This window comes from Tenacibaculum sp. SSH1-16, assembly GCF_040104435.1.
GTDB classification, from domain to species: domain Bacteria; phylum Bacteroidota; class Bacteroidia; order Flavobacteriales; family Flavobacteriaceae; genus Polaribacter; species Polaribacter mesophilus.
The window spans coordinates 194,452-219,397 of record NZ_JBECOV010000002.1; the positions used below are offsets into that span (position 1 = coordinate 194,452).

The window sequence follows — 24,946 nt, forward strand, 5'->3', positions numbered from 1 at the left end:
ACTGTTACAAACAATTTTTATCCTTGTCTAACGGCTAGTATAGTTACTTTTTTGAGCATCTTATTTTTTACTGAATTGGTGCCCAACGTTTTTTTTACTTCTGAAATTAAAGAAAATTGGAATACTTTAAGAGAATTTTTCTTTACTCTTGGTATTCTTATTTCAATAGCTCTTTTTCAAAATAGTTTTCTGTACCCTATTAAAAATAGTGTTAATAGTAATTTTTTTTTAAGTTTTATTAATACTTTCTCTTATGTTATTTTAATCGGTACTACACCTATACTCATTATTATTTGGATAAACTATGTGGTTATTTTAAAAGAAAATTTAAGAAGTGTTAAAGCGTACAATAAAGAGCTCGAGAAAGAATTAAAACAAAAAAACAAAGAGATTGTTTTATCTATAAAAACGAATAATATAAATGAGACATTAATTCTTGATTTGGCTACTTTTTTATTCGCTAAATCCGAAGGGAATTATGTAGACATATACACTAAGACTCTTAACTCTGTAGACATTAAACCATACAGAATATCTATTCAAAAATTACTTAATAATTTATCTGATTACCCCTTTATTTTAAGTACACATCGTTCTTATATAATTAATATTAAAAATATTAGAAGAACCTCAGGAAATGCGAGGAACTATAAAATTTCATTTCCTAATGTTTCCCATGAGGTTCCTGTATCTAGAAATAAATTTAAATTATTTAAAGAGAAGTTTGACAAGTTTTATAAATAGAATTTATAATGTATATCCTACTCCCATTCCAAAAAACAATCTTGAATCAAAATCACCTGGTCTAAACCTTCCGCTATCAACAATTCCTTTTAATGAACTCCAAACATCAAAGGTTATAGTTATTCTATTAAAAGTATAACCTAGAGAATTTATCATTCCGTAATTAAAGTAAGAATGTGAGTTTTTATACTTTTCATATACACCTAAGTGATCTATATATAAACTTCCTTTTGATTTTAAGTTAGTATAGCCAAGAAAAGGTTGAATTGACATGTAAAATCTTCTTTTATTAAAAGGATAAAAACTAAAATCTACCAAACCAACAACAGATAAGTCTCTTGTGTAGCCATCAACAAAACCTGTAAACATATTTTCGTCTTCATTAATAAAACTGTTTTGATAGGCTGCTCCTACCATTAAGGTAATCTTCTTACTTTCCAACAATTTCCTTTTCGCTTTAAAAACAAAACCATAATGCTTTCCAAAACTTGTATTAATTATATCAGTCGTATAGCCCAATTCTAATTTCCACTTTCTTGTAGTATCATGTTCTTGAGCATTCATAAAAAAACTACTTAACAATACTATGTATAAAATTTTCTTCATTTTTTCTTATTCAATAATTTGTAATCCTTTTTTAAACCCTTTAATTGGACTATTTCTATGAGAGGTGTTTTCTAATCTTTCGTAACTGAAATTAAAATCATTATAGTTACTCAATTTTAGTCGTTTAACCATTGCATCAAATGATGCGTTCATACCAACTCCCTCTATGTCTCCCATAGCCATGTAAAAAGATTTGCCATCTAACAAACTTAATTCCTTAGCTTCTTCCTCTAAATCGAAAATAAATGAGTTATACCACATTAAATTAGGGCTTACCACAATTGCATTATCAAAAGGGTTTTCTTGTTCTTCTTGCATCATAACATATAAAGCAAAATAACCTCCAAGTGAATGTCCATAAATTGTTTTTGTTAAACTCTTTATTTGATAATCTTCTTCAATCACAGGGATTAACTCAGAATTTAAAAAGCTAATAAACTTCTTTGCTCCTCCTGAATCTCCATCAAAATCTCTGTCATATGGGTAAGAATAATCTGTACCTCTTTCATTATCGCCCGCATAACCTATGCTCACTATAATGGTATTTTCTTTTTTTTCTAAACTTAACATTTGCATACATTCATTATAATAGTCGTCACCATCTAATAAATAAATCACGTGATAATCTTTAGTTACATCAACTTCTTCAATACTCCCTATTTTAATAGTATACTTAAAATTTGTTGAGTTCGATTTTAGAGTAAATTTTTGCTGTTTAATGTTAGAAGGTAAATCTTCTTCAGTACAACTCATAAAGAAAAAGAGTATAAAACTTAAAAATACAAAAGGGCTTTTTGTGTAAGAATGCGTAATCATTTTTTATGTTTTTTATTAATCCGCATCAAAAATATCTCTCTCACTTGCCTTTAAATATTGTAAAAAGATATATGGTATGAAATGTTCTTTATTTGTGACAAATGGACTCTTCATAATATCGTTTAAATAGTAACACCCCTTTAATAAATACTCTTTAAACCTGATGGAAGAACCTTCTTTATTAAAACTGAAATATTATTTTTCTATATTTATAAAAACTCTTTATTATGAATAAACCTATTAAATCGGTATTACTAATCGCTGGTATTGTAATTCTTGTGTATGGAATTTATACACTTATTCAACCAGAAACACAAATTTCTATTGGTGATATAGACTTGGTCAAAGCACAAAACAACACTAATTCTTACCTTAGTATTACTATAGGTATTGTTGCTATTGTTATAAGCTCATTTGCTGGTAAAAAATAATAATCTCTATTTCTCAGTTTAAAAACCACCCTAACAGGTGGTATTTTACTTCTATAAAATTTTATGTAATGAATTAAATTTATCTACGTCAAAAGTATCGTAAACTAATTTATTTACTTAAAATTTAAAAAATGCGAAAAACAATTACTCTCACCTTTACCTATTTACTAATTTTTGTGAGTGTTCAAACACAGGCACAAACTGATGTATATGATGCTTTATTAAAAACCTATGTTGATTCTCAAGGTAATGTGGATTATAAAGGGCTAAGAAAAAATCGGGCGGTTTTAGATATATATATAAAGCATTTGGATAACACCATACCTAGTAATAAATGGTCGCAAAATAAAGCAAAAGCTTTTTGGATTAACGCTTACAATGCTTATACAATCAAATTAATTTTAGATAGTTATCCTTTAAAAAAAATTACCGACATTAAACGTAAAGGAAGAAATGCTTGGAAGATTCCTTTTGCTTCTGTTGGTAAAAAACTATACTCGCTAGATTATATTGAGCATAAAATACTTCGTAGATGGCATGATGACCCTAGAATTCATGTTGCCTTAAATGCAGCATCTAAATCTGGACCTCGATTTGTAAATTTTGCTTTTACTAAAGAGAATATAGAAGAAGCGTTGGAAAACTTAATGAAAGCTTTTATAAACGACTCCACAAAAAATAAGATTACGTTAACTAAAGTTGAAGTTTCAAAAATATTTCAATGGTACCAAGAAGACTTTACCTCTCGTAATACTTTAGTAGATTATATAAATAAGTACTCTCACATTAAAGCTAATGATAATGCCGAAGTGCTATATTTGGACTACGATTGGAGCTTAAACAACAAATAGATTACGTTTAAAGGATGAAAGACACATCTTGTTTTTCATCTTTTAAACATGCTGGTCTATTAAAATCATGTTTCCATCAGGATCAAAGAAAACGATGCTAGAAGGACCAGAAGTCTCTTCATCTGCCTCACTTTTCAATTTGATGTGATTTTCTTTTAAATGTTGTTGAATGGTTCTTACATCGTCAAAGTCATCTAACTCATTGGCATTTTCATCCCAACCTGGATTAAAAGTAAGAATATTATTTTCAAACATACCTTGAAACAACCCAATTAACGAATTACCATTTTTCATAATCAAATAATTGCTTTCTATTTGACCTGCAAAAACAGTGAATCCCAACGTTTCATAAAATTCTTTCGACTTATTAATATTTTTCACTGATAAACTAATTGAAAAGGCTCCTAGTTTCATAATTTTATAGTTTTAATTTTTTTCTTCAAAAAATATAATACTCCCTTTTTACAAATAAATTTTTAGTCTGTTTAATAGCAATGTATGACAGTAAGAAGAGGGTATAAGATAATCATTTTATTCAATTCACCCTTTTAAAAATAAATAAAAAAATCCCACACAAGTTGTGTGGGATTTTTTTATTTATCTGTATAAACTTTATACTACATTTCTAAAGCTTTGGTAGGGTTATTATCCATTAATAGCTCTACAGGATTTTCTAACGCTTCTTTTACAGCGACTAGGAATCCAACAGACTCACGACCATCAATAATTCTGTGATCGTATGATAATGCTACATACATAATTGGTTGAATCACTACTTCGCCATTAACTGCCATTGGGCGATTTACAATATTATGCATTCCTAAAATCCCACTTTGTGGAGGGTTGATAATTGGTGTAGATAACATAGAACCAAATACACCACCATTCGTGATAGTAAACGTACCTCCTGTCATTTCATCAACTGTAATTTGTCCGTCACGTGCACGTAATGCTAAACGCTTTACTTCGCTCTCAACTCCTCTAAACGTTAAATTTTCAGCGTTTCTTATTACTGGCACCATTAATCCTTTAGGACCTGATACTGCAATAGAAATATCTTGGAAATCGTGACTTACTTTGTAATCTCCATCAATCATAGAATTTACATCTGGATACATTTTTAAAGCTCTTACTACTGCTAAAGTAAAGAATGACATAAATCCTAAACCTACACCGTGTTTTGCTTTAAACGCTTCTTTATATTCGTTACGTAAGTCGAAAATTGGTTGCATATTAACCTCATTAAAAGTAGTTAACATCGCTGTTTCGTTCTTTACAGAAACTAAACGTTGCGCTACTTTACGACGTAACATTGATAACTTTTTACGCTCTGTACCACGAGATCCCATTCCTGGAGTTCCCATTGAAGGCACTGCTTTTACAGCATCTTCTTTTGTTACACGACCGTCTTTACCAGTTCCTTTAACATCAGATGGATTCATCCCTTTTTCAGCTAATACTTTCTTAGCTGCTGGAGATGCTGTACCAGTTGCATATGTTTCTTTTGCTGGTTCAGCCTTAGGTGCTTCTTTTTTCTCCTCAGTTTTTGGTGCAGCTGCTTTTGGTGCTCCAGCTTCATCTGGCTTTGCAGCATCCATATCAATATGACAAACTACTGCTCCTACTGCTACTGCATCACCCTCTTCAGCTTTTAAAGTGATTATTCCGCTTTCTTCCGCAGGTAATTCTAACGTTGCTTTGTCAGAATCTACTTCGGCAATTGGTTGATCTTTCTCAACGTAATCACCATCTTCAACTAACCAAGTTGCGATTTCTACTTCTGTAATTGATTCCCCCGGAGAAGGAACTTTCATTTCTAAAACCATCAGTTCTAAATTTTATATATCTGAATTATTTTATTTCTTTTATTTGGGCGTTTCCCTATCAGGTCGGGCTTTTCGCACTACACGGTAGTTTGCTTCTATCCCTAACGCATTTATTTTTTAATCAAAAACCTTATCTATAATAGCTTGATGACGTCTTTTAAAACGTGCACTTGAACCTGCTGCTGGCGCCGAACGGTACTCTTCCGAGGCACATTCTAACCTAGCTAATTCAAAACGTTCTAACATATAACTCCAAGCTCCCATATTTTTAGGTTCTTCTTGCGCCCAAACATAACGTTCTACATTTGGATACTTATCCATTACTTCTTTAATTTTATCATTATGTAATGGGAACAATTGCTCTATACGAACTAAAGCTACATCTTCTCTTTCTAACTTTTCACGTTCTGCTAATAAGTCATAATAAAATTTACCTGTACAGAACACCATTTTCTTAACTTTTGATGTATCGATAGTATCATCAATCACTTCTTGAAAAGTTCCGTTTGCTAAATCTTCAATAGGGTTTACTGCTTTTGGTAAGCGTAATAAACTTTTTGGTGTGAAAACAATTAATGGCTTTCTAAAATCACGCTTCATCTGACGACGCAAAATATGATACATATTTGCTGGTGTAGAACAGTTTGCTATTGTCCAGTTATCAGTTGATGACGATTGTAAGAAACGTTCAATTCTACCTGATGAATGCTCTGGTCCTTGACCTTCATACCCGTGAGGCAATAACATTACCAATCCGTTTTGTAACTTCCATTTATCTTCTGCTGAAGAAATATACTGGTCGAACATAATTTGTGCTCCGTTGGCAAAATCACCAAACTGAGCTTCCCAAATGGTTAGGGTATTTGGAGCTGCCATTGCATATCCATAATCAAAACCTAACACTCCATATTCTGATAAGTGAGAGTTGTAAATAGTCATCTCTCCTTTATTCTTAGGGTTTGTGTTTAATAAATTTACACGCTCTAAGGTTTCTTCATCACGCATAATTGCATGACGGTGAGAGAACGTTCCTCTTTCTACATCTTCTCCTGAAATACGAACATCGTATCCTTCTTCTAACAACGTACCGTATGCTAAGTTTTCAGCTGTACCCCAATCTAACAAATTATCTTCAAAAACCATTTTTTCACGGCCTTTTAAGATACGTTCTGCTTTACGAACAAACTTGTGTCCTTCTGGTGTTTTTGAAATAACTCTTGCTATGCCTTTTAAACCATCTACTGAATAGGTTGTATCTACAGGCTGTAACATATCTTGTAATTGCTTACGTACAAACCCATCCCATACATCAGGCATGAACTCTTGAATTTTAGACGTTTCTTTCTTTTTAGATTCTGTAAATTCAGCCTCTAAATGCGCCTTAAATTCATCTGTTATTTTCTGTAAGTAATCCGTTGTTATACTTCCTTCTTCTATTAATTTATTAGCATAAATTTCTCTTGCATTTTTATGCTTAGAAATTGCCTTATATAATTTTGGCTGAGTAAAACGTGGTTCATCTCCTTCGTTATGACCGTATTTACGGTATCCTAATAAGTCAATAAAAATGTCTTTGTTGAATTTCATACGATATTCAACAGCCATTTCCATAGCGTGACAAACAGCCTCAGCATCATCAGCGTTTACGTGTAATACTGGAGATAACGTTACTTTAGCTACATCAGTACAATACGTACTTGAACGAGCATCTAAATAATTGGTTGTAAAACCAACTTGATTATTTACTACAATGTGTATAGTACCTCCTGTTTTGTATCCGTTTAATTGTGCCATTTGCACAACCTCATACACAATACCTTGAGCTGCCACAGCGGCATCTCCATGTACTAAAATTGGTAATATTTTATTTTCGTTTCCTTTGTAGTCTTTATCAATTTTAGCTCTAACAATTCCTTCAGCAACTGCATCAACGGTTTCTAAGTGAGATGGATTTGGAACTAAATTCATCTTCATCTTTTGTCCACCTTGATACGCTTTGCTTAAGGTTAAACCTAAATGATACTTAACATCTCCATCTATATCTTGATCTTCAAAATCTTTTCCTTCAAACTCACTAAATAAATCGCGAATAGGTTTTTTAAAGATATTTACCAAAGTGTTTAAGCGTCCACGATGTGCCATTCCTAACACGCATTCTTCCACTCCATACAATTCAGCCGCGTCTCTAAGCGCTACACTTACCCCTGGAATTAATGTTTCTCCTCCTTCAACAGAGAATCGTTTTTGACCTACATACTTTGTTTGCAAAAAGCTTTCGAAAGTTGATGCTTGATTTAGCTTCGTAAGAATATACTTCTTAGACTCTACATCATAGCTTGGATGGTTAGCATTCTTATTCAAACGCTCATTCCACCACTTTAACTCTTCAGGGTTGCGTACATACATATACTCAACTCCAATGCTTTCGCAGAAAACAGACTTTAAATAGTTTATAATTTCTGCTAAACTTTTAGGTCCTATTCCTAAAATCTCTCCTGCATTGAAAACAGTGGATAAATCTGATTGATTTAATCCAAAGTTTTCAATATCTAATGTTGGAGTATATGTTCTTCTATTTCGTACTGGGTTTGTTTTGGTAAACAAATGGCCACGGGTACGGTAACCGTTAATTAAATCGATTACTAAAAATTCTTTACGTACTTCTTCAGGGACTTCTACCGAAACTTCTTCATCTGTTAATGAGTATTTCTCGTTAGCCAAATCATATCCTTGAAAAAAACTTCTCCAACTTGGTTCTATCGCATCAGGATTTTTTTGATATTGTTCATACAAATCACCTATAAAACCTGCATGTGCTGCGTTTAAGAACGAAAACTTGTCCATATATTTTGTTATACTTTTCTATCAATAAGAATAATGGAGACAAAAGTACAACTTTTACGAAAAATACCATTCCTTTTTAGTCTAATTTTAAACTCTTTAACGAGTATTAGCTTTTTGTTAAATTTCAGTTAAAAACATAATTCCCTTAAAAAATAAACAACTGAAATCCAGAGATAAGTAATTTTAATCTTACTTTTTTTAAAAAATAATTTGCAGATATAAAAAATCCCCTTAAATTTGCACTCGCATTTTAAGACAAGTATGTTTTAAATTCCTCCTTAGCTCAGTTGGTTAGAGCATCTGACTGTTAATCAGAGGGTCCTTGGTTCGAGCCCAAGAGGGGGAGCAAAGGCAAGGTAGAAGCCGATAATTTCTACAGTACATATATATTGTTCTACATGAACATTCCTCCTTAGCTCAGTTGGTTAGAGCATCTGACTGTTAATCAGAGGGTCCTTGGTTCGAGCCCAAGAGGGGGAGCAAAACAAAAAAATCAATCTTTTTTAGATTGATTTTTTTGTTTTAATGATTTTCTATCAAAACCACTCTATTTATTACATCTTTTTTACATCTTTCTTCTCTATAAATGTTTTTTTCACCTCAAAATACACGACATTGTAATACAATCTAAGAATACTATAGTATCAGATAAATAACACCTAAACCTATTGTAATATAATCCCGTTTCTTCATCTTCATACTGCCCTTGGTAACGAAATAGGATAAAAGAACGTTTTTTCTACCTTAAAACTACGAGCTTTTCCGTATATATCCAACTCACATTCCCATACTTTTTTACCACTACTACGATATGCTTGTATAGGTGTGCCTATAAGTTTTTTTGAAATTTTATAAGCGAAGCGGACAGCATGATGCGAAAAAACCACAGCATCGCTGCTGTGCTTTATATTTTCCTGACTCTTTGCCGCTTACTCATACACGGCATGAGCGTGACGCTCGCGCTAGCGGGAGATATCTAACTATAACAAAGCTGTTTTGCAACGCATTAACGATATAGAAAAATTAGATAATAGCACTAAAAGTATCTTATTTAACCTTATTGATACCCACATACAAAACTTTAAAACTAAACAAGCATTTGCGCAATAAAAAACCACAGCTTAAAACTGTGGTTTTGATTTTTTGAATGTTTTTTATTAAAAAATGAAAAGTGCCAATTTAGGACACTACCGATTCTAATCATAAGCATCACCATAATTAGAAAAACTTTGTAGAGTCCAATACCATTCTTTTCCTTTTGACTCATATATTCTTTCTAATAACTCTGTAAAACTTTTAGCTATAATCATACTGTCTTCAGGATGTGAATGAGTTTCAATAAAACTATCATAACAATAACCTTTTTTTTCACCCTGAGACAAATCAATACTAATATACTGCCCTAATCCTTCTGACGATGCTATTAGATACCAATTATTACTTATATCACCTTCCAATTCTTCCCAAATTATATCATCTTCTGGAAATAATACAGTGTTTGTAACTTTAAATTCCTGATAAGACACTATTTTTATTCCAAATGATTCATTCTTATAGAAGTCTATCCCATCGTAATTTTGATAAAAATACTTTAAGTCTTCAGGCAGTAGAATCTCCTTATCCAATTCTTTTCGATTAACGCGAATCAATTCACAGTTTGAATCTCTCTCAATCAATTCTAAAATATTGACTATACTCATAATAGTTTGATTATGTACAACTCTTAATTGCTTTAGCTAAATTGTCTTTTACAGCTTCAGTAATATTTTTATTTGTATAAATATACTTATGAAATTCTTTATAGAATTCTCTTCTTACTGATTTTGGTACTTTGGCTGCATCAAACATAGTTTCTGAAAGTTCTTGCATTTGTTTAGCTGAAATATTTTTCCAATTACCTCTTACTTTTCCAAAGTTATCCTTCATCCATTGTCTTTCAGCCCTATGTGCAGCATCATGTAAATCCTTTGTTAATTGAATTGTAGGTTGAGAAGATTGTCTACTTACATAGCCTGGAATATTATGCTTAGCCCAAGCATCCATAATATTATGATGATTAAAAAGTCCTGGACTTTTATTTCCATAATTAACTATATCATACAAATTCCCTGCCAACCCGAGTGAGTCTATCCACGTATTGCTATCGTGAACATACGCATAAAAATTAGACTCTCCAGAAAGTAACCCAATGGGATCTTTACTTATGTAAGTTCCTGACTCTGGAGAGTAGTATCTAAACCTATTGTAATACAACCCCGTTTCAGCATCTTCATACTGCCCTTGGTAACGAAAAGGAATGAACGTTTTTTCTCCCGTAAAACTACGAGCTTTTCCGTATATATCCAACTCACATTCCCATACTTTTTTACCACTACTATGATATACTTGTATAGGTGTACCTAAATGATTGGTAAAAAAAATTTATGTAATTAAGAACGACCTTTTACTTATTCAAAAAAGTTATTTTCTATTAGTTCTTCAAATGATGTAGCAATTACTTCTTCATCATCAGAACCATGATAATATATAATTATTTCCCCATTTTTGTTTATAATTACTGGATTTCCACTACCATCTATAGTAATAACATATGAATCTTGTATAACTTGGAAACGATTATCTACTGAATAACTTTCTCTAAAATCATTTGTTAAATCAATGACTGTTTCATTAGATAACATTTCACAATTATTAAACCCATATATAGGAACCCCCACAAAACTTCCGCCAAACAAAGTCAAAAACTCTTTGTAATCTTTATCAAATGAAACATTCAATATTTTTTCTGCTTCATTAATTGTTACTTCGTCCACTGGTTTCCCAGCAAAATCATTATTTTCTATTTTAGATAAAAAATTTGATATTCTATTAACTAAATCAATATTCATTACACTTAAACTTATTTACAGTCAACTTTAATTTTTCTCTTATCAAGCTCTTTTTTAGCTAAATGAGCATGATATTCTTTTCTCCAATTATCAAACGCTTTTCTTTCATCAACAGTTAAACCACCACCTTTCCTTTTACCGAAAGGATGTTGACCAGGATTGGTATGTGGTTTATCATGATGTTTCGCTGGCATCGCAACAATAGGACCTTCAGGATTCTGTTTATAATGATGTAAAACTATCGTATTGCCTTGAGCATCTTTAGGAGAAAGCCCCCAACCAGAATTTGTGTTCGCATAGTATAAAGACCTTAGTTGTGAATCGCCAAGATGACTTAAATCTGTATACCCATTAACTTGTAAAGAAGTACCCGCACTATCAGTGAAATTAACAAAACTTAAAGGATGTGTCGAAAGACCATACACATCTATTTGAGAGTTATTATCATTTACATAACCATACATTCCTGGGTTATCACCCCTTAACCCAATAGGGTCTTGAGACATATAAGTTCCTGTTTCAGGTGAATAATACCTAAACCTATTGTAATACAGTCCTGTTTCCTCATCTTCATACTGCCCTTGGTAACGAAAAGGAATGAACGTTTTTTCTCCCGTAAAACTACGAGCTTTTCCGTATATATCCAACTCACATTCCCATACTTTTTTACCACTACTATGATATGCTTGTATAGGTGTACCTAAATGATCGGTAATAATGGAATAAGTCTCATTGTTTTGTATTTTTGCTTGTGGCACAAAGCTGTCTTCTTCAAAAATCCAAGTAACTAAATCTTCCTTATCTGACAGACTCCATTCGTGTAAAGGCACATTTTTATCGTACACCCAATAGGTTATTTTTTGGTCGTTGTATTGTTTACTTATACGCCTGCCTAAAGCATCGTACGTAAATGAAATAACATCTTTATTAGGTTTTATTACCTGAGAGAGCATTCCGTTTTCTTCCCATGTATAACGCCAAACCTCAACACTTTTTTTAGCTCTTTTTTCTACTAAATTACCATTAGCATCATAGTTATATTCAAAATCTGGGCATGATAGTAACTGACCTGCTTTACCATAGGTTCGTTCGTTTTGGGCTTCGGTTTGGTATAAATTACCTACTGCATCGGGTAGTTTATAGTCAAAACTACCATCTGAATACCCTGCTTTGGCTAAGTTATTAAAAGCGTCATAACTAAAAGCAACTCCTTTGTTTGCTATATTATCAAAAATTCGGGTAAGCTTGTCGTTTATATCCCAACTATAGCGCCTATGTGTGGTTTGTTTTTCATTTACTGAAACCGCATGTACTTCAGGTTTTCCGTCGGGTCTTCTTTGCCAAGTATTGGTTACTCCTCCTGGTAAGTTACGTTCTATTTCTAAACCTAAAGCATCATAGGTATATTGTGCTTGCCAACTCGCTTCTTCTGTTTTGGCTAATGTATTGGCTATTGAGTTGTCTTTATTACGAGTAATAACTATGTTTGCTCCTAAACTACTTTCTAAATGGGTACGATAACCCATGGCGTTATAGGTGCTTTTTACCTCAATACCGTTTTGGGTTTCGGTTATTATATTTCCTGTTTCATCTCGTTTAAAAACAACAGTAGCGTTTTTATTTATAGCCTGAACTAAAAGTCCGTTTTTATCGTATTGATAAGTTTCTTTATCTCCGCTTGGGTAAACTACTTCGCTTACTTTTCCTAAACGATCGTATGTTATTTTGGTACTTACTCCTAAAGGGTCTATTTTTTCAACTACATTTCCTACTGGATTTGTTAAATAACGTTGAGTTTTTCCATCAAACCCTATTTCTTTAACAATGTGTCCTGCTGCATTGCGCTTAAAGCTATATACGTTTTTTTCTTCGTTAACTATGGCTTTTAAGTTATCGGCTCTGTCGTATTTAAAAAGTATTTCTGTATTGTTTTGTTTGCGACTTAAGAGTTTGCCTGCAGAATTGTATTTAAAATTTATATTATGTTGAGCGTCTTTTAGTTGTATTAAATTACCTAGGGCATCATATTTTAAGTTAATACGGTTGGCTTCCATAGTAACAATGCTTGTTACGCGCCCTAAACTATCGTATCGATAATTTTCTGCTATATTTTCGCTGTTTTTTATCGTTAGTACTCTACCTAACTCATCATATTTCCACTCGGTTACTACTTTATTATGATCGGTTATGGTATTTAATTGATAGTTTTTAGTATATGAGATATAGGTTCGTAAACCATTGGGGTTAATAACCGTGGTTAGTAAATTGTTTTTGTATTCGTAACGTGTTATATCGTTAGTATATCCTATTTGTGTTACAAGTTGCCCAATTTCGTTATATTCTAACAACATAACAGCTCCCATAGCATTGGTTACGCTTGTTAGTTTATTGTTTTCATAAGTATATAAGAGTTCTGCTCCGTTTGGCAACCGAATATGAGTTTGGTTTCCGTATACATCGTAACCGTAATAGGTGTTTTGCCCAAGAGCATCTGTATAACAAATTAGGTTATCGTTTAAATCATATTCCCAATATTCGCTGTGCCCTAAGGGGTTTTGTACTTGTACTATTTTTTCGTCATTAATATAATACGTAGTCGTGTTTCCTTTTCCATCTGTTATTTTAGTAATGCCCTTTTCGTATGTAAACTTCTCTACACTTGTACCATCGGTGAATCCTCGTTTGATACATTTTGGTTCGTCTGTTTTATTTTCATATTGCCAATAAAATACGCTTCCATTACCATCTATTTTTTTCGTTAAAAAGTTGTTATTGTATTCGTATTGCTCTGTAATACCTTCACTATTTGTTACCGAAGTTAATCTATTTTCTTCATCGTATTCATAGCTCACCAACGTATGCATTTTTCCTTCTGCCAGCACTTGCACCTGTACTATAAGATTATTTTCGTTACGTAAAAAGGTAATTTCACGATTGGCGGTATCGGTAATAAGCGCTAACATTCCGTTTGTATAATTCAAATCAATACTAAATTGATATTTTTGAACATTCGTTAGCTTATAATGGTTGTTTCCTAAAAAATTATCTTTGGTAAATACATACCATAAGTCTTCTTCGTAATTTTCTAGAATAATTTGATTTCCTTTACGTTGATAACTAATTTTTTCGTCTTTAAATACGTTTTCTTCTCCGTCTTCTACATAAGGTATGGATACAATGCTTCCATTGTTTTTTTTCCAGTTAATATATTGTTCGTGAACAACTAACTCTAAATATTGGTCAAAATTATGTGTCCAAATAGTACCTAAATCACTTTTATTATAGGTTACCCAAGATTGGTTATTTCGTTTCCATTCAAACGGAATAATTCCTGGCAATTCAAAATCGGTATTTTGGATGTTTAACTGTCCGGTTGGGATGTGTAACATAGCTTTTTTCTTTTTTAGGTTTTATGATGGGCAATTACAACCTTTCTTTAATTTTTTAGCAAGTTTTTTAAAGGTTTTACCTCCAAATTTCATTAAAAACTTTAGGCCTCCTAGCATAGCGAGTTTCATAACAACTCCCATTAAATCGGGTACTTGAGGTCCACCTACAATAACAGGAGGTCCTGCTGGAATAGGTATTGTGGTAGTGGTAGGTGTGTACATATTTGGCGATCCTAAAGGAATTCCTATACAACTACAAGTCATCATATTATAACTTGCAACACTAAAATAAGAGCTATCTACTTCTACTGTTTTACTACCAAAAAAGTGCAATCCTTCATGGTCTATTAACGGCATAGTAGCAGGATAAAATCCGGCTCCTAAAGGAAAGTGTTTTATGGTTCCTAAAGTAGCCATGGTACCTGCATTTGCTCGTTTTTGATTGTTTACATACACATTGGTTCCTATAACAGGAATATAATCCATTGGGTCGAAAATCATTCCTATAAAAGGGTGTGGCATAGGAATTGGTGCTGGTGATGGTGGTATAGTTACAAAATGAATATCTATACCCATTGCTATATTTGTATGTTTTGATGCTGGCTGCATATTTTTTTAGGTATTTGTTATCATACTAACTGGTTGTATCATTTCTTCTGGCTTAGGTTTTTTCCAATGTTCTCCCCAAATACTCTTTGCCAAATTTTCAACTGTTATTGCTGCATCTTTCTCATTGTTTGCATGGTATTTATCATACAGTTTTTCGCACACTAAAAAAAAAGTTGTGTAACGTAACATTGTTTTATCCAACTCTTTTACCGTTTCAAAACAGTTGTTAAGTAACTTGTAGGCTTCTTTACTGTTAAATTGTTTTACTGATAATTCGGAAGCTAACCTGATTGATTCTATATAAGTTGGATATACTTGATAGCTTTTAGCTGTTTCTGCTGTTTTTAAATAGTATTCAATAGCTTCACTTTTATTTCTTTTTACATGGTAAGTGGCTGCTGTAAAATTGTATCCCTGAATTAATAAACTCTCACAAACTGTATCGTCTTGAGCAATTCCATCATAGCAAGCTGTTAAAGCGTTTTTAAATTTAACCAATGCTTTATCGTACTTTTTAAGCTGAAAGTATGCACTACCATAAGTAATAAGCACCGTTGCCTCTAAACTTTTACTGGCTGCTTCTTTAGCTACTTCAATACCTTTATTCCCCCACAATTCAACTCCACGTATGTTTTCTTTTTGAAGCTCTTCAAATATGTTTAAAAGACAGGTATTTATAGCTATTCCTGGTTCATGAGCATCTCCAGAAGAAGCTACTATTTCTTTCATAGCCTGAAACATCTTTAAATTGGCTTCTATACTTACTTCTTTTACCTCGTTTGGTATATACCTAAAAGCTTTACTATCTTTATAATCTACAACCATTATTTGTAAATTATCTGGAAGCTTTTCAGTTAAAGACAACACCCAATTTCCCCATTGTTTTCCTAATTGTTTTAAATTTTGAGGTAATAAAACTAGCACCAACCTAGCATTATTAGAAATAGCTTGTGCAAAAGAACTCATACACTCCAAGAACTCTTGTTCTCTATTCTTTACAGCTGTATTCTCATAAGGCTGACTTTGCCATTGTGGTAAAAGTTTTTTAGGAACTTCATCCCTATACTGTTTATTATTCCATGTGTCAATCCAAGCATTTTTTAGGTTTAAAGCAAAAGATTCCTCTCTGTTATCGAAAAAAGGTATTGTAAACGGGAAAAAGAATTCTGACAAAACTCCATGTTCTCCCGATTCTAACAACACAAAAGCTTCTAGCATTCTATACTCATTTTCTTCAATCAGCCATCTTACCAGTTTTGTATCTTCTTTTACTTTTCTAAACCATTTTGTTTGTAGTTGTGTAATTCTATGTGTTATAGCATTATTCTCCTGCATAGCTAATTAATTTAGTTTAAGCTTAGCTTAACATTTCCTTTTACACTAGTATTCATTCCTTGAATATCTACACTTTTCCCTTCAACACTATATTTACTCGACTTAGTTTCTTGTGTTTTAGATTCTATTTTAAGGTTCGATTTTGTTTTTATTTCTACTAAATCACTTCCCTCTTGTACTATTTTCTTAGAGTTTACAGAAACTTCGTCTTTACCATCTATAGTTACAGATTTACTAGCTTCTATTTTAATTTCTTCTGAACTTAGCGTTATACTTTTAGGTGCACTAATGCTAATGGTTTCATCTCCATTCAATGTAACCGTGCTTCCACTTGGATCACTAACTGTTATTTTTCCTTTTCCTTCATCATCATCAAACGTTATGGTACTTCCACTACGAGTTGTAATGCTTTTTATTTTATTGTTATCACTTCCTCCTGCTCCTGTTTTTCCATTAAAAAAACTTCCCATTACAAATGGACGATTAGGAGTATTATACCTAAACCCTATCATTACTTGATCTCCTTCTTCTGGAACAAAAACAAATCCTCTATTAACATTCACTTGATCACTTTTACCACCATCGGGAGTTAGTACTGGTATCCAACTAGATTTCATATTATCTACTTGCCACTGGAATTTTACTTGAACTCTTCCTTTGTTTTCTGGATCTTTGTTGGATACGACTGTAGCTAGCTGTGGTTCAGCAATTGGAAAATTAACTTCAAAATTGGTAGGTAAAACTTCTACACTAGAAGCTATTGCGGTAAAGCTATTTTCATATCCATCTTTAAAGGCTTCATGCTCTATTTCAGTTATAATATACTCTCCATAAGGCTTCTGCTCTTTTGCTCCCTCTCCATCTTTAAACCCTGTTGCTAAAACTTTAATTATAGATCCTACAGTTAAACTTTGTTTGTTTGATTTACCTTTAATTACATGACTATTTGCCATTTTTGAAGATCGTAAAGCTTCTATCGCTTTTTCTATTTTAGATTTGTCGTTAAAAACACCATTTAAATGTTGATTAGACGCTAATTTAAACACGTCTTTAGACGCTTTAAATGAATGAGCTCCTAATTCGTTAAGACCTTTTACATTTCCTTTTACTTTTTCTGAATGTTTTTCATCTAATAAACTGTTATAGGAAAATGCACTAAAATTATTTGGTTTTGTTTCAATACCTATATGTAAAGAAGGTAAATCTTTTCCATAAATAAGCTCTATAGCTGCTTTTTGAGAAGAAGGCTTGCCAAATAATAGTTTTTGACCATCGTAATATAACCATTCATTATATTGTTTTGCTAAACGTTTAATTAGTGTATAATGACTTTCGTTATACTGACATTCATATTCTATCTCTTCTTTAAAAACTGGGGTTACCTCAGCTTTAACACTAGCTTGCTCTGTTACATCTTTTATTATGGTAGATAACTCTTTTTTTAACCAAGACTGCAAGTGTTTACCTGCCTCTAACAAAATGGTTTTTGAATAGCCTGATACATGCAACCTACTCTCAAACCCGTTATTATGTACTAACTCTATATTAGTTATTACTCCTGAAAAGCTATAATCTTCAAAAACAATCATCATATCTTTTCCTAGCCATTTTTTAGAAGCATCTATTGTATGTGTTCCTAACTTTTCAATAACTTGATAATCTAATTCAACACAGAAAAAGTGATGATTATATATTTGTTGCGCCAAGCTTATTGATTCATAATAATCAATAAACTGCCCGTCTATACTAATTTTAGTATCAAATTTTTTCATAATTTATTTTTTTTTATTCGTAAAAGGCAAAATCTTTAACATTACCTTTCTTTTTTAATAAAGACGTTAAACTTTTTTTTACTCTAACCATCTCCTCATTAGTAACACTATGATTATCTGAACTAACCCTATAAATACGATTATCATAAGTTACCCATATCCAATTTATTGTATTGAATTTTATTTCTTTTTCTCTGTACTTTTTTAGATTATTAAAAACTGTGTGTGCATCGCTAATTTTATCAAAATCCCATTCTTCAATACTTATACACAAATCATTGTATTCTTGTTTTTCCTTTAACGATAAAACAGAAAGCGTTTTTAAACTTTTAACTTTTAAAAAAGACGTGTTTTCAAAACTTCGTGCTAATTCTTCTAAAAAAACTTTAGGATATTTTTTATAAATCTTTTTTTGAGATTCAGTAACCTCACAAAGATTAAAATCATCTTTTAGCTCCTTAAACAATTCATTAAGATAGCTATTGTCTTCTTTCAATTCAGAAAACACTGTATAATACTTGTTGTCTTTCTTTTGCCCTAACGATGATGTACTTTTACATGCAAACAAGAAAAACAATAAGATATATATGTAACTATATGATTTTGAAAAAATCATTTATTAAGGTATTAGTTTTAGTATCGGTCTAGTAGCTTTTTTATAAATAACTTTTGCCAATTTATTCAAACTAACTTCTTCTTCACTACTACACTTTGTAATTTGCTTAATTAAAGTATTGAATCTTTCCCATTCTCCAACTCCACATATTTCAATACAACCTATTGAACCAAAACCCGCTAAAGGGTTAGCAGGACCTCTATGTATAAAAAAGCCTGAATAAACTCTCCAAGCCATTTCTCGCATTGTAGTTATATAACTCCACTGCAGTGTATATTCTTGATTATCTTGAAGACCTACAACATGCGCTGCTTTAAGTTTTGTACGTTTTACACCAAACCTAATAGCTTTAAATTCATGTGTTTTTTGAGTTTCAAGATTTTTTACATACACTTTATATAAAGGAACCTCATATCTTTTTTTATCAGGACGATAAGGATAACTAGTGATTCTAGCTAATCCTTCTTTTTCATTTGTAACAACTATCTCAACCTTTTTCATATAGCTTAGGTATTAAAAAAGGCAATGCCTAAGTTTAAAACTTAGGCATTGTTTTATATTAAGCTACTGGCCAACGATTGTCTAAGTTAGCGTTACCAATTAATAATTCTTCAGCTGAGAAAGTAACTGTTAATTTCATTGGAATTTTGTTGTTTACATCTAAATCTTCTTTGAAATAAACGATATAAGCGTTTTTAAACTCCACTTCTTTCATTTTTGAATCTTCTTCTGTTTTCTTGAAAACAATTTTTCCATCTACAGACTTAAACTGGCTATTTACCATTGCCTCGATAACAGAAGTATCTGATGTAGATTCAATAGTTAAAGTAACTCTTCCTCCGTTTACACTTGAAGATGGTTTACCTTTTGTGTCTGTGTTTCTGTTTAAGCTGTACTCAGCTTGTAATACGTCGAATTCTTTTCCTGCGAATTCGAAACTTGCTCTAAATGATCCCATAGTTTCTTTTTTTTGGGTTGAATAATTAATTTAAAACACTTTTAGAGCTTTCTCAATAAAAAAAGAGAAAGCTTTAAACAATATAAAACCTTCTCTTTTTTTATTTTTTGGCGCCATTCTATAAGAAGAAAGAAGATAACAAATATTGCCTTGTGTCGTAACAAATATAAAACTAAATAACTAACTTCCAAACGTTTCATTTAAAAAAATAATTGTTTTTTAGTAATTTTAATATAAAAACTAGTTTTAAAGACATATTATTTTCCTCTATTTTTGCACTATGCAGCTCCCTAATAAACTTAATAAAAAACTCAATCAACGAAAAATAAATAACGCTTTAAGAAACCTCGGTAAAGAGAATTCTTTTGTCGATTTTTCTTCCAATGATTATTTAGGATTTGCTAAATCAGAGATGATCTTTGATAAAACACATCGGTTTTTAGTTGATAACAATCATAAGGTTAACGGAGCTACAGGATCTCGCTTACTTTCTGGAAATCACAAACTATATACAATAGTTGAAAAACAGCTAGCTAAACTTCATAATTCTGAAACTGCTTTAGTTTTCAACTCTGGTTACGATGCTAACATCGGTTTTTTTGCTTCGATACCTCAACGTGGTGATATTATTTTATATGATGAACTTATTCATGCTTCTATAAGAGATGGAATTCAATTATCCAATGCAAAATCTTTTAAGTTCAAACATAATGACACAAAAGATTTAGAAGAAAAAATACTTCGGTTTACTCAGAATAACGATTCTGAAATTTATGTAGTTACCGAATCTGTTTTTTCTATGGATGGAGACTCTCCTGACTTGACAGCAATGTCACAAATTATCAAAAAATATACAAATGTACATTTTGTTGTAGATGAAGCACATGCTTTGGGGGTATTTGATTTTGGGCTCATTCAAAAATTACATTTAGAAGATGTTGTTTTTGCCCGAATTATTACCTTCGGAAAAGGGTTAGGCTGTCATGGAGCAGCCATTTTAGGAAGCAAGCAACTACAACAGTATCTTATTAATTTTTCTCGTAGTTTTATTTACACTACTGGTTTACCGCCACATGCCCTAGCTACAATAAAAATTGCTTACGACGAATTAATTATTAGCGATTCTAAAGCACAACTTCAACAAAACATTCAACATTTTATTTCAGAATCCAATAGGTTGCGATTAAACTTCATTCAAAGTACTTCTGCCATTCATTGCTGTATTATCTCTGGCAATGAACATGTAAAAAATATGGCTTTGCAATTACAACAACATGGTTTTGAAGTAAAGCCTATTCTATCCCCAACCGTCCCTACAAACCAAGAACGATTACGTTTTTGTTTACACGCTTATAATTCTAAAGAAGAAATTACAAATGTTTTAGAGAACCTTGCTACTTTTGTTTTAAAAATACAATGCAAGATAATTATACCATTTTAGCTGTGTTTGAATACTCTACTGAGGCACAAGTTGTAAAGGCTAAATTAGATTCAGAAGGTATTAGAACCATGTTAATGGATGAAAAAACAATTGATTCTGATCCTTTAATTAGTCAAGCCATTGGTGGAGTTAAGCTATTGGTACACAATAATGATTTAGAAAAAGCTGCTACTGTTTATAACGAAATAAGAACTTACGTAAAGGATGAAGAAGGAAACGACATTCATTGTCCAAAATGTAATTCTACAAAAATATTAGTTGCCGATTTACAACGTAAAAACATCTTTTTTATGCTCTTTCCTTTTTTTGAAAGTACGAAATTCATCTGCAACGATTGTAAAACAATTTTTAAATGAAAAAATATTTTATCACAGGAATCTCTACAGAAGTAGGAAAAACCGTTGCTGCTGCTATTGTCACAGAAGCTTTGCAAGCAGATTATTGGAAACCTATTCAGTCAGGTGACCTAGAACATTCTGATACTCATAAGGTAGAAAAACTAATTTCTAACTCAACCACTGTTTTTCATCCAAACGCATATGCGCTACAAACACCAATGAGTCCACACGCATCCGCAGAAATTGATGGAGTGACTATTGAAATTGACAACATAAAAGAACCTTCGACTAAAAATAATTTAGTTATTGAAGGGGCTGGCGGATTGTTAGTTCCTCTTAATGATAAAAACACCTTGTTAGACATTATCAAACCTGATTATAAAGTTGTTGTTGTGTCTCGTCATTATTTGGGAAGTATCAATCACACCCTATTAACAGTTAACTTATTAAAAGAAAAAGGATTTGAAGTATCATTGATTTTTTCAGGAAACGAACATAAAACAACGGAAGACATTATCAAAAAAATGACAGATGTTCCTGTAATTGGACGGATTGAAGAAGAACCTTATTTCGATAAGAATGTGATTAAAGAATACGCTGAATTATTTAAAAGTAATTTATAAATGAAACCTGTTACCGCAAAACATCTTTGGTCTTTTCCTTTAATTTTTGGTTTTTTAGGAGGAGTTATAGGGCTGGTTTTGCGTTATGCTTTTACAGGAAGCATTGCTAACTTTCCGTTTAAGTTTGTATTGCACTCCCATTCTCACATTATGTTATTGGGTTTTGTTTTCAATGCTTTAATTGTACTGCTTTTTACAAGATTTACGAATGGAGTTGATAAAACCTCCTATCGATTATATCTTGCTTTACAAGTTTGTGTTGCCATTTTGTTAATAGGGTTTATTATACAAGGGTATGCATTGATTACCATTATATTCTCTACCTTACACTTGTGGATTAGTTACTGGTTAGTAATTAGACTATGGAAACAGTTGGTTGGCAAAAAATCAGACCTAACATTAATAAAAGCAGGAATTATCTTTCATTTTATTTCTTCCATTGGTCCATATGCACTTGGACCTTTAATGGCAATGAAAATGCAAGCCTCTCCTTGGTATCAACAAGCTATTTTTTTCTACTTACACTTTCAGTATTTTGGTTCCTTTTTTCTTTGGATGCTTGCCATTCTTTTTCAAAGAACAACTGTTGAGCTATCAAAAAAACAAACCATCTTAATTATTAGTGCTCTTGTACTATTATATACACACTCATTAAAGTATAGTTTTAATCATCTGGCTATTCAAATTATAGGAGGTATTGGCTCAATAATTTTGACACTATTTTTCCTAAAACTAAAGAAATCATTTTCAAAGCAAAAGCTTACATACCAATTGTTTTTTGGGATACTACTATTTATCGGAATTATGAATTGCTTTGGCAGTATTCCTTACTTTTCTAACTTAGTTATAACGAATAGGTTTATGCTCATAGCTTGGTTACATTTACTATTTTTAGGAATGTACCTGCCTTTTATTTGGATGGAATTGGAAACAAAACCCCATACAAGCACCTGGATTGTTTACACCTTTTTCTTACTCACTTCAGAAGCTTTTTTAGTTTTTCCTGCATTTTTTTCTGAATTGTTTTCAACCTCAATTATGTGGCTACTGTTTATTGCCTATTTCGGAGTGGTTTTATGTATTTCTATTGTACATTTGACAGCTCTTTTTCAAAAGAACGAAACCTATGAACTTACAAGAACGCGATAAAAAACATTTGTGGCATCCGCTAAAACAACATCAAACACATCCAAACAGTTTGGGAATTGTAAAAGCCAAAGGATGCATGCTAACCGACGAACACGGTAACGAATATATTGATGCTATTTCATCTTGGTATACCTGTATGTTTGGGCATTGTAATGATTACATTACAAGTCGCGTATATGAACAAATGCAAACATTAGATCAAATAATGTTTAGTGATTTCACCCACGAACCCGCCGTAAAATTATCAGAAGAATTGATTAAAATTCTTCCTGAAAATCAAAATAGAATCTTTTTTAATGATAATGGATCTACTGCTGTAGAAGCGGGAATTAAAATGGCTTTACAATACTATTTTAACAAAGGGGAAAAACGTAACACGTTTATTGCTTTTGAGGATGGTTTTCATGGAGATACCTTCGGAGCGATGTCTGTTTCTGGATTATCAGTATACAATGGCCCATTTGAAGATTTTTTAATGGATATTCAACGTATTCCTGTGCCAAACGGTGAAAATAATGAAACTATCGAACAAAAATTGCAACAGATTATTTCAGAACATAATGTTGCCGGATTCATATACGAGCCTTTAGTTCAAGGAGCAGCTGGAATGAAAATTCATAAAGCAGAAGATTTAAATAACATCTTAGCAATTTGCAAAGAAAATAACATTTTAACTATTGCTGATGAAGTAATGACTGGTTTTGGAAAAACTGGTAATCATTTTGCTTCTGATGAAATTGCTACCAAACCAGACATTATATGCTTAAGTAAAGCATTGACCGCTGGATTGGTTCCTATGTCAATTACTTCATGTACTGAAGAAATTTACACAGCTTTTTTAGATAATGATATTGCCAAAGGTTTTTTCCACTGCCATACCTATTCTGCAAATCCAATAGCTTGTAGTGCTGCATTGGCTAGTATTGAGTTATTACAAACCAAAGAGATTCAGGACAACATCCAATTTATTGAAAACTCTAATATCTCTTTTTCCGAAAAGATAGAAAATCACCCAAAAGTGAACACAACAAGATGTAAAGGTGTCATTTTGGCGATTGATTTAAACACCAATGCTGGTCGTTATGGAACGCTTCGAGACCAACTTTTAAAGTCTTTTATGGATGAAGACGTTTTCTTACGTCCGTTAGGAAACACTATTTACATTCAACCACCTTACGTAATTACGAAAGAGCAACTTGAAAAAATATATACAACTATTGAAAAAGTTCTAGATAGTCTCTAGAACTTTTTCCTTTTCTAATAAATTAATCTCTTCTTGAGTTTCTTTAATATGAACGTATAAATCTTCGTAAACCCATTCTCCATCTATCTTAATTCCTCTAACAATAAGAGTTCCTTCTCCTTTATCTCCTCTTATCGGAATAGAAAAATCTACATTTCCATCGTCATTGGTAAGAGAAATATTTCCTGATGGAATTCCATATTTTTCAATAGGTTGTCCCAAGTTTTCAATAACCAACTCGTTTTTAGATGCCTGCTCAATAGCATATTCAACAGGAGTAGAACTTGTCATTATTTTCGACACTCCAAAAAATGCTGCACCTACACCTAAAACAATTAATAAAATAAACCCTAAACATCCTGTTAATGGTATAAACCACAACCAATTTCTTCCAAACCAACTTTTTTGACGTTGCTCACTCATAACTTCAATAATTTTATCCCAAGATAAATATTTTTATTTTCTTT

At 32.0% G+C, this 24,946-nt stretch carries 25 protein-coding genes and 2 tRNA genes; 10 read left to right on the forward strand and 17 right to left on the reverse strand.

Annotated features, from left to right (window positions below):
* The first annotated feature begins 51 nt into the window (after positions 1 to 51).
* Positions 52 to 744, forward strand: a complete 693-nt coding sequence (locus ABMY20_RS03570; protein WP_239178153.1) for a LytTR family DNA-binding domain-containing protein — start codon at positions 52 to 54, stop codon at positions 742 to 744.
* Positions 745 to 747: 3 nt separating this feature from the next.
* Here ABMY20_RS03570 and ABMY20_RS03575 read toward each other — a convergent pair whose 3' ends face one another.
* Both ABMY20_RS03575 and ABMY20_RS03580 read right to left on the reverse strand, forming a co-directional pair.
* Positions 748 to 1,350: a hypothetical protein gene (locus tag ABMY20_RS03575; RefSeq protein ID WP_239178154.1), complete on the reverse strand. Its 603-nt coding sequence runs from the start codon at positions 1,348 to 1,350 to the stop codon at positions 748 to 750.
* A gap of 6 nt (positions 1,351 to 1,356) precedes the next feature.
* Positions 1,357 to 2,166 carry an alpha/beta hydrolase-fold protein gene (locus ABMY20_RS03580; protein ID WP_239178155.1) on the reverse strand — a complete coding sequence of 270 codons (810 nt, stop codon included), beginning with the start codon at positions 2,164 to 2,166 and terminating at the stop codon, positions 1,357 to 1,359.
* A 227-nt stretch (positions 2,167 to 2,393) separates the two neighbouring features.
* Between ABMY20_RS03580 and ABMY20_RS03585 the strand changes: the two genes are divergently transcribed.
* Entirely contained in the window at positions 2,394 to 2,597 is a 204-nt protein-coding gene (locus ABMY20_RS03585) for a hypothetical protein (RefSeq protein ID WP_349264654.1), read from the forward strand.
* 131 nt (positions 2,598 to 2,728) lie between these two features.
* Positions 2,729 to 3,448 carry a DUF547 domain-containing protein gene (locus tag ABMY20_RS03590; RefSeq protein WP_349264655.1) on the forward strand — a complete coding sequence of 240 codons (720 nt, stop codon included), beginning with the start codon at positions 2,729 to 2,731 and terminating at the stop codon, positions 3,446 to 3,448.
* Positions 3,449 to 3,490: 42 nt separating this feature from the next.
* On the opposite strand, the gene ABMY20_RS03595 is transcribed toward ABMY20_RS03590, so the two are convergent.
* From ABMY20_RS03595 to ABMY20_RS03605, 3 genes are all read right to left on the reverse strand, one after another.
* The gene (locus tag ABMY20_RS03595; RefSeq protein ID WP_047789902.1) at positions 3,491 to 3,862 is read right to left on the reverse strand and encodes a VOC family protein; all 372 of its coding nucleotides are present in this window, start codon (positions 3,860 to 3,862) and stop codon (positions 3,491 to 3,493) included.
* A gap of 203 nt (positions 3,863 to 4,065) precedes the next feature.
* Positions 4,066 to 5,274: a 2-oxoglutarate dehydrogenase complex dihydrolipoyllysine-residue succinyltransferase gene (gene odhB, locus ABMY20_RS03600; protein WP_349264656.1), complete on the reverse strand. Its 1,209-nt coding sequence runs from the start codon at positions 5,272 to 5,274 to the stop codon at positions 4,066 to 4,068.
* 117 nt (positions 5,275 to 5,391) lie between these two features.
* Positions 5,392 to 8,118, reverse strand: coding sequence for a 2-oxoglutarate dehydrogenase E1 component (locus ABMY20_RS03605; RefSeq protein ID WP_349264657.1), 2,727 nt, complete (start codon positions 8,116 to 8,118; stop codon positions 5,392 to 5,394).
* Positions 8,119 to 8,390: 272 nt separating this feature from the next.
* Between ABMY20_RS03605 and ABMY20_RS03610 the strand changes: the two genes are divergently transcribed.
* Both ABMY20_RS03610 and ABMY20_RS03615 read left to right on the forward strand, forming a co-directional pair.
* Positions 8,391 to 8,464 (forward strand) — tRNA-Asn (locus tag ABMY20_RS03610).
* 60 nt (positions 8,465 to 8,524) lie between these two features.
* Positions 8,525 to 8,598, forward strand: a tRNA-Asn gene (locus ABMY20_RS03615).
* 115 nt (positions 8,599 to 8,713) lie between these two features.
* Here the strand turns inward: ABMY20_RS03615 and ABMY20_RS03620 are convergent.
* The 11 genes from ABMY20_RS03620 to tssD all read right to left on the reverse strand — a co-directional run bounded on the left by ABMY20_RS03620 (position 8,714) and on the right by tssD (position 19,685).
* Positions 8,714 to 8,842, reverse strand: coding sequence for an RHS repeat-associated core domain-containing protein (locus tag ABMY20_RS03620; protein WP_349264767.1), 129 nt, complete (start codon positions 8,840 to 8,842; stop codon positions 8,714 to 8,716).
* Between the two features lie 472 nt (positions 8,843 to 9,314).
* On the reverse strand, positions 9,315 to 9,818 hold the full coding sequence (locus ABMY20_RS03625) for an SMI1/KNR4 family protein (RefSeq protein WP_239178158.1): 504 nt from the start codon (positions 9,816 to 9,818) through the stop codon (positions 9,315 to 9,317).
* 10 nt (positions 9,819 to 9,828) lie between these two features.
* On the reverse strand, positions 9,829 to 10,464 hold the full coding sequence (locus ABMY20_RS03630; RefSeq protein ID WP_349264658.1) for an RHS repeat-associated core domain-containing protein: 636 nt from the start codon (positions 10,462 to 10,464) through the stop codon (positions 9,829 to 9,831).
* A gap of 101 nt (positions 10,465 to 10,565) precedes the next feature.
* The gene (locus ABMY20_RS03635; RefSeq protein WP_159493460.1) at positions 10,566 to 11,006 is read right to left on the reverse strand and encodes an SMI1/KNR4 family protein; all 441 of its coding nucleotides are present in this window, start codon (positions 11,004 to 11,006) and stop codon (positions 10,566 to 10,568) included.
* 11 nt (positions 11,007 to 11,017) lie between these two features.
* Positions 11,018 to 14,395, reverse strand: coding sequence for an RHS repeat-associated core domain-containing protein (locus ABMY20_RS03640; protein WP_349264659.1), 3,378 nt, complete (start codon positions 14,393 to 14,395; stop codon positions 11,018 to 11,020).
* Positions 14,396 to 14,416: 21 nt separating this feature from the next.
* Positions 14,417 to 15,004 carry a hypothetical protein gene (locus ABMY20_RS03645; RefSeq protein WP_349264660.1) on the reverse strand — a complete coding sequence of 196 codons (588 nt, stop codon included), beginning with the start codon at positions 15,002 to 15,004 and terminating at the stop codon, positions 14,417 to 14,419.
* 6 nt (positions 15,005 to 15,010) lie between these two features.
* Positions 15,011 to 16,339, reverse strand: a complete 1,329-nt coding sequence (locus ABMY20_RS03650) for a hypothetical protein (protein ID WP_349264661.1) — start codon at positions 16,337 to 16,339, stop codon at positions 15,011 to 15,013.
* 11 nt (positions 16,340 to 16,350) lie between these two features.
* Positions 16,351 to 18,111 (reverse strand): phage baseplate assembly protein V, encoded by a 1,761-nt coding sequence (locus tag ABMY20_RS03655; protein WP_053056793.1) that lies wholly within the window; start codon positions 18,109 to 18,111, stop codon positions 16,351 to 16,353.
* 13 nt (positions 18,112 to 18,124) lie between these two features.
* Complete coding sequence (locus ABMY20_RS03660) at positions 18,125 to 18,727, reverse strand: hypothetical protein (RefSeq protein ID WP_349264662.1); 603 nt, start codon at positions 18,725 to 18,727, stop codon at positions 18,125 to 18,127.
* A 3-nt stretch (positions 18,728 to 18,730) separates the two neighbouring features.
* A complete protein-coding gene (locus ABMY20_RS03665; RefSeq protein WP_349264663.1) occupies positions 18,731 to 19,228 on the reverse strand; it encodes a hypothetical protein in 498 nt (165 codons plus the stop codon).
* Positions 19,229 to 19,286: 58 nt separating this feature from the next.
* The gene (gene tssD / locus ABMY20_RS03670) at positions 19,287 to 19,685 is read right to left on the reverse strand and encodes a type VI secretion system tube protein TssD (protein WP_349264664.1); all 399 of its coding nucleotides are present in this window, start codon (positions 19,683 to 19,685) and stop codon (positions 19,287 to 19,289) included.
* Positions 19,686 to 19,965: 280 nt separating this feature from the next.
* Between tssD and ABMY20_RS03675 the strand changes: the two genes are divergently transcribed.
* Genes ABMY20_RS03675 through bioA form a run of 5 tightly spaced genes read left to right on the forward strand, consistent with a single transcriptional unit; the run spans position 19,966 to position 24,479 of the window.
* On the forward strand, positions 19,966 to 21,126 hold the full coding sequence (locus ABMY20_RS03675) for a pyridoxal phosphate-dependent aminotransferase family protein (RefSeq protein WP_349264665.1): 1,161 nt from the start codon (positions 19,966 to 19,968) through the stop codon (positions 21,124 to 21,126).
* Complete coding sequence (locus ABMY20_RS03680) at positions 21,102 to 21,482, forward strand: DUF2007 domain-containing protein (protein ID WP_349264666.1); 381 nt, start codon at positions 21,102 to 21,104, stop codon at positions 21,480 to 21,482. Before ABMY20_RS03675 ends, ABMY20_RS03680 begins: the two co-directional genes overlap by 25 nt.
* Positions 21,479 to 22,087, forward strand: a complete 609-nt coding sequence (gene bioD / locus ABMY20_RS03685) for a dethiobiotin synthase (protein ID WP_047790665.1) — start codon at positions 21,479 to 21,481, stop codon at positions 22,085 to 22,087. Before ABMY20_RS03680 ends, bioD begins: the two co-directional genes overlap by 4 nt.
* On the forward strand, positions 22,088 to 23,236 hold the full coding sequence (locus tag ABMY20_RS03690; protein ID WP_349264667.1) for a hypothetical protein: 1,149 nt from the start codon (positions 22,088 to 22,090) through the stop codon (positions 23,234 to 23,236). It abuts the gene before it with no gap.
* Positions 23,214 to 24,479 (forward strand): adenosylmethionine--8-amino-7-oxononanoate transaminase, encoded by a 1,266-nt coding sequence (gene bioA / locus ABMY20_RS03695; protein WP_349264668.1) that lies wholly within the window; start codon positions 23,214 to 23,216, stop codon positions 24,477 to 24,479. Before ABMY20_RS03690 ends, bioA begins: the two co-directional genes overlap by 23 nt.
* On the opposite strand, the gene ABMY20_RS03700 is transcribed toward bioA, so the two are convergent.
* The gene (locus ABMY20_RS03700; RefSeq protein ID WP_047790668.1) at positions 24,465 to 24,902 is read right to left on the reverse strand and encodes a cytochrome c oxidase assembly factor Coa1 family protein; all 438 of its coding nucleotides are present in this window, start codon (positions 24,900 to 24,902) and stop codon (positions 24,465 to 24,467) included. The two genes, bioA and ABMY20_RS03700, sit on opposite strands and share 15 nt — an antisense overlap.
* Positions 24,903 to 24,946 lie beyond the last annotated feature (44 nt).

Bases quoted from the DNA above. Each gene is read 5' to 3' on its own strand.
- ABMY20_RS03660 (WP_349264662.1), bottom strand. From the start codon at position 18,727: ATGATTTTTTCAAAATCATATAGTTACATATATATCTTATTGTTTTTC.
- ABMY20_RS03700 (WP_047790668.1), bottom strand. From the start codon at position 24,902: ATGAGTGAGCAACGTCAAAAAAGTTGGTTTGGAAGAAATTGGTTGTGG.
- ABMY20_RS03625 (WP_239178158.1), bottom strand. From the start codon at position 9,818: ATGAGTATAGTCAATATTTTAGAATTGATTGAGAGAGATTCAAACTGT.
- ABMY20_RS03575 (WP_239178154.1), bottom strand. From the start codon at position 1,350: ATGAAGAAAATTTTATACATAGTATTGTTAAGTAGTTTTTTTATGAAT.
- odhB (WP_349264656.1), bottom strand. From the start codon at position 5,274: ATGGTTTTAGAAATGAAAGTTCCTTCTCCGGGGGAATCAATTACAGAA.
- ABMY20_RS03590 (WP_349264655.1), top strand. From the start codon at position 2,729: ATGCGAAAAACAATTACTCTCACCTTTACCTATTTACTAATTTTTGTG.
- tssD (WP_349264664.1), bottom strand. From the start codon at position 19,685: ATGGGATCATTTAGAGCAAGTTTCGAATTCGCAGGAAAAGAATTCGAC.
- ABMY20_RS03585 (WP_349264654.1), top strand. From the start codon at position 2,394: ATGAATAAACCTATTAAATCGGTATTACTAATCGCTGGTATTGTAATT.
- bioD (WP_047790665.1), top strand. From the start codon at position 21,479: ATGAAAAAATATTTTATCACAGGAATCTCTACAGAAGTAGGAAAAACC.
- ABMY20_RS03680 (WP_349264666.1), top strand. From the start codon at position 21,102: ATGCAAGATAATTATACCATTTTAGCTGTGTTTGAATACTCTACTGAG.
- ABMY20_RS03655 (WP_053056793.1), bottom strand. From the start codon at position 18,111: ATGAAAAAATTTGATACTAAAATTAGTATAGACGGGCAGTTTATTGAT.
- bioA (WP_349264668.1), top strand. From the start codon at position 23,214: ATGAACTTACAAGAACGCGATAAAAAACATTTGTGGCATCCGCTAAAA.
- ABMY20_RS03650 (WP_349264661.1), bottom strand. From the start codon at position 16,339: ATGCAGGAGAATAATGCTATAACACATAGAATTACACAACTACAAACA.
- ABMY20_RS03665 (WP_349264663.1), bottom strand. From the start codon at position 19,228: ATGAAAAAGGTTGAGATAGTTGTTACAAATGAAAAAGAAGGATTAGCT.
- ABMY20_RS03580 (WP_239178155.1), bottom strand. From the start codon at position 2,166: ATGATTACGCATTCTTACACAAAAAGCCCTTTTGTATTTTTAAGTTTT.
- ABMY20_RS03635 (WP_159493460.1), bottom strand. From the start codon at position 11,006: ATGAATATTGATTTAGTTAATAGAATATCAAATTTTTTATCTAAAATA.
- ABMY20_RS03595 (WP_047789902.1), bottom strand. From the start codon at position 3,862: ATGAAACTAGGAGCCTTTTCAATTAGTTTATCAGTGAAAAATATTAAT.
- ABMY20_RS03675 (WP_349264665.1), top strand. From the start codon at position 19,966: ATGCAGCTCCCTAATAAACTTAATAAAAAACTCAATCAACGAAAAATA.
- ABMY20_RS03605 (WP_349264657.1), bottom strand. From the start codon at position 8,118: ATGGACAAGTTTTCGTTCTTAAACGCAGCACATGCAGGTTTTATAGGT.
- ABMY20_RS03645 (WP_349264660.1), bottom strand. From the start codon at position 15,004: ATGCAGCCAGCATCAAAACATACAAATATAGCAATGGGTATAGATATT.
- ABMY20_RS03690 (WP_349264667.1), top strand. From the start codon at position 22,088: ATGAAACCTGTTACCGCAAAACATCTTTGGTCTTTTCCTTTAATTTTT.
- ABMY20_RS03640 (WP_349264659.1), bottom strand. From the start codon at position 14,395: ATGTTACACATCCCAACCGGACAGTTAAACATCCAAAATACCGATTTT.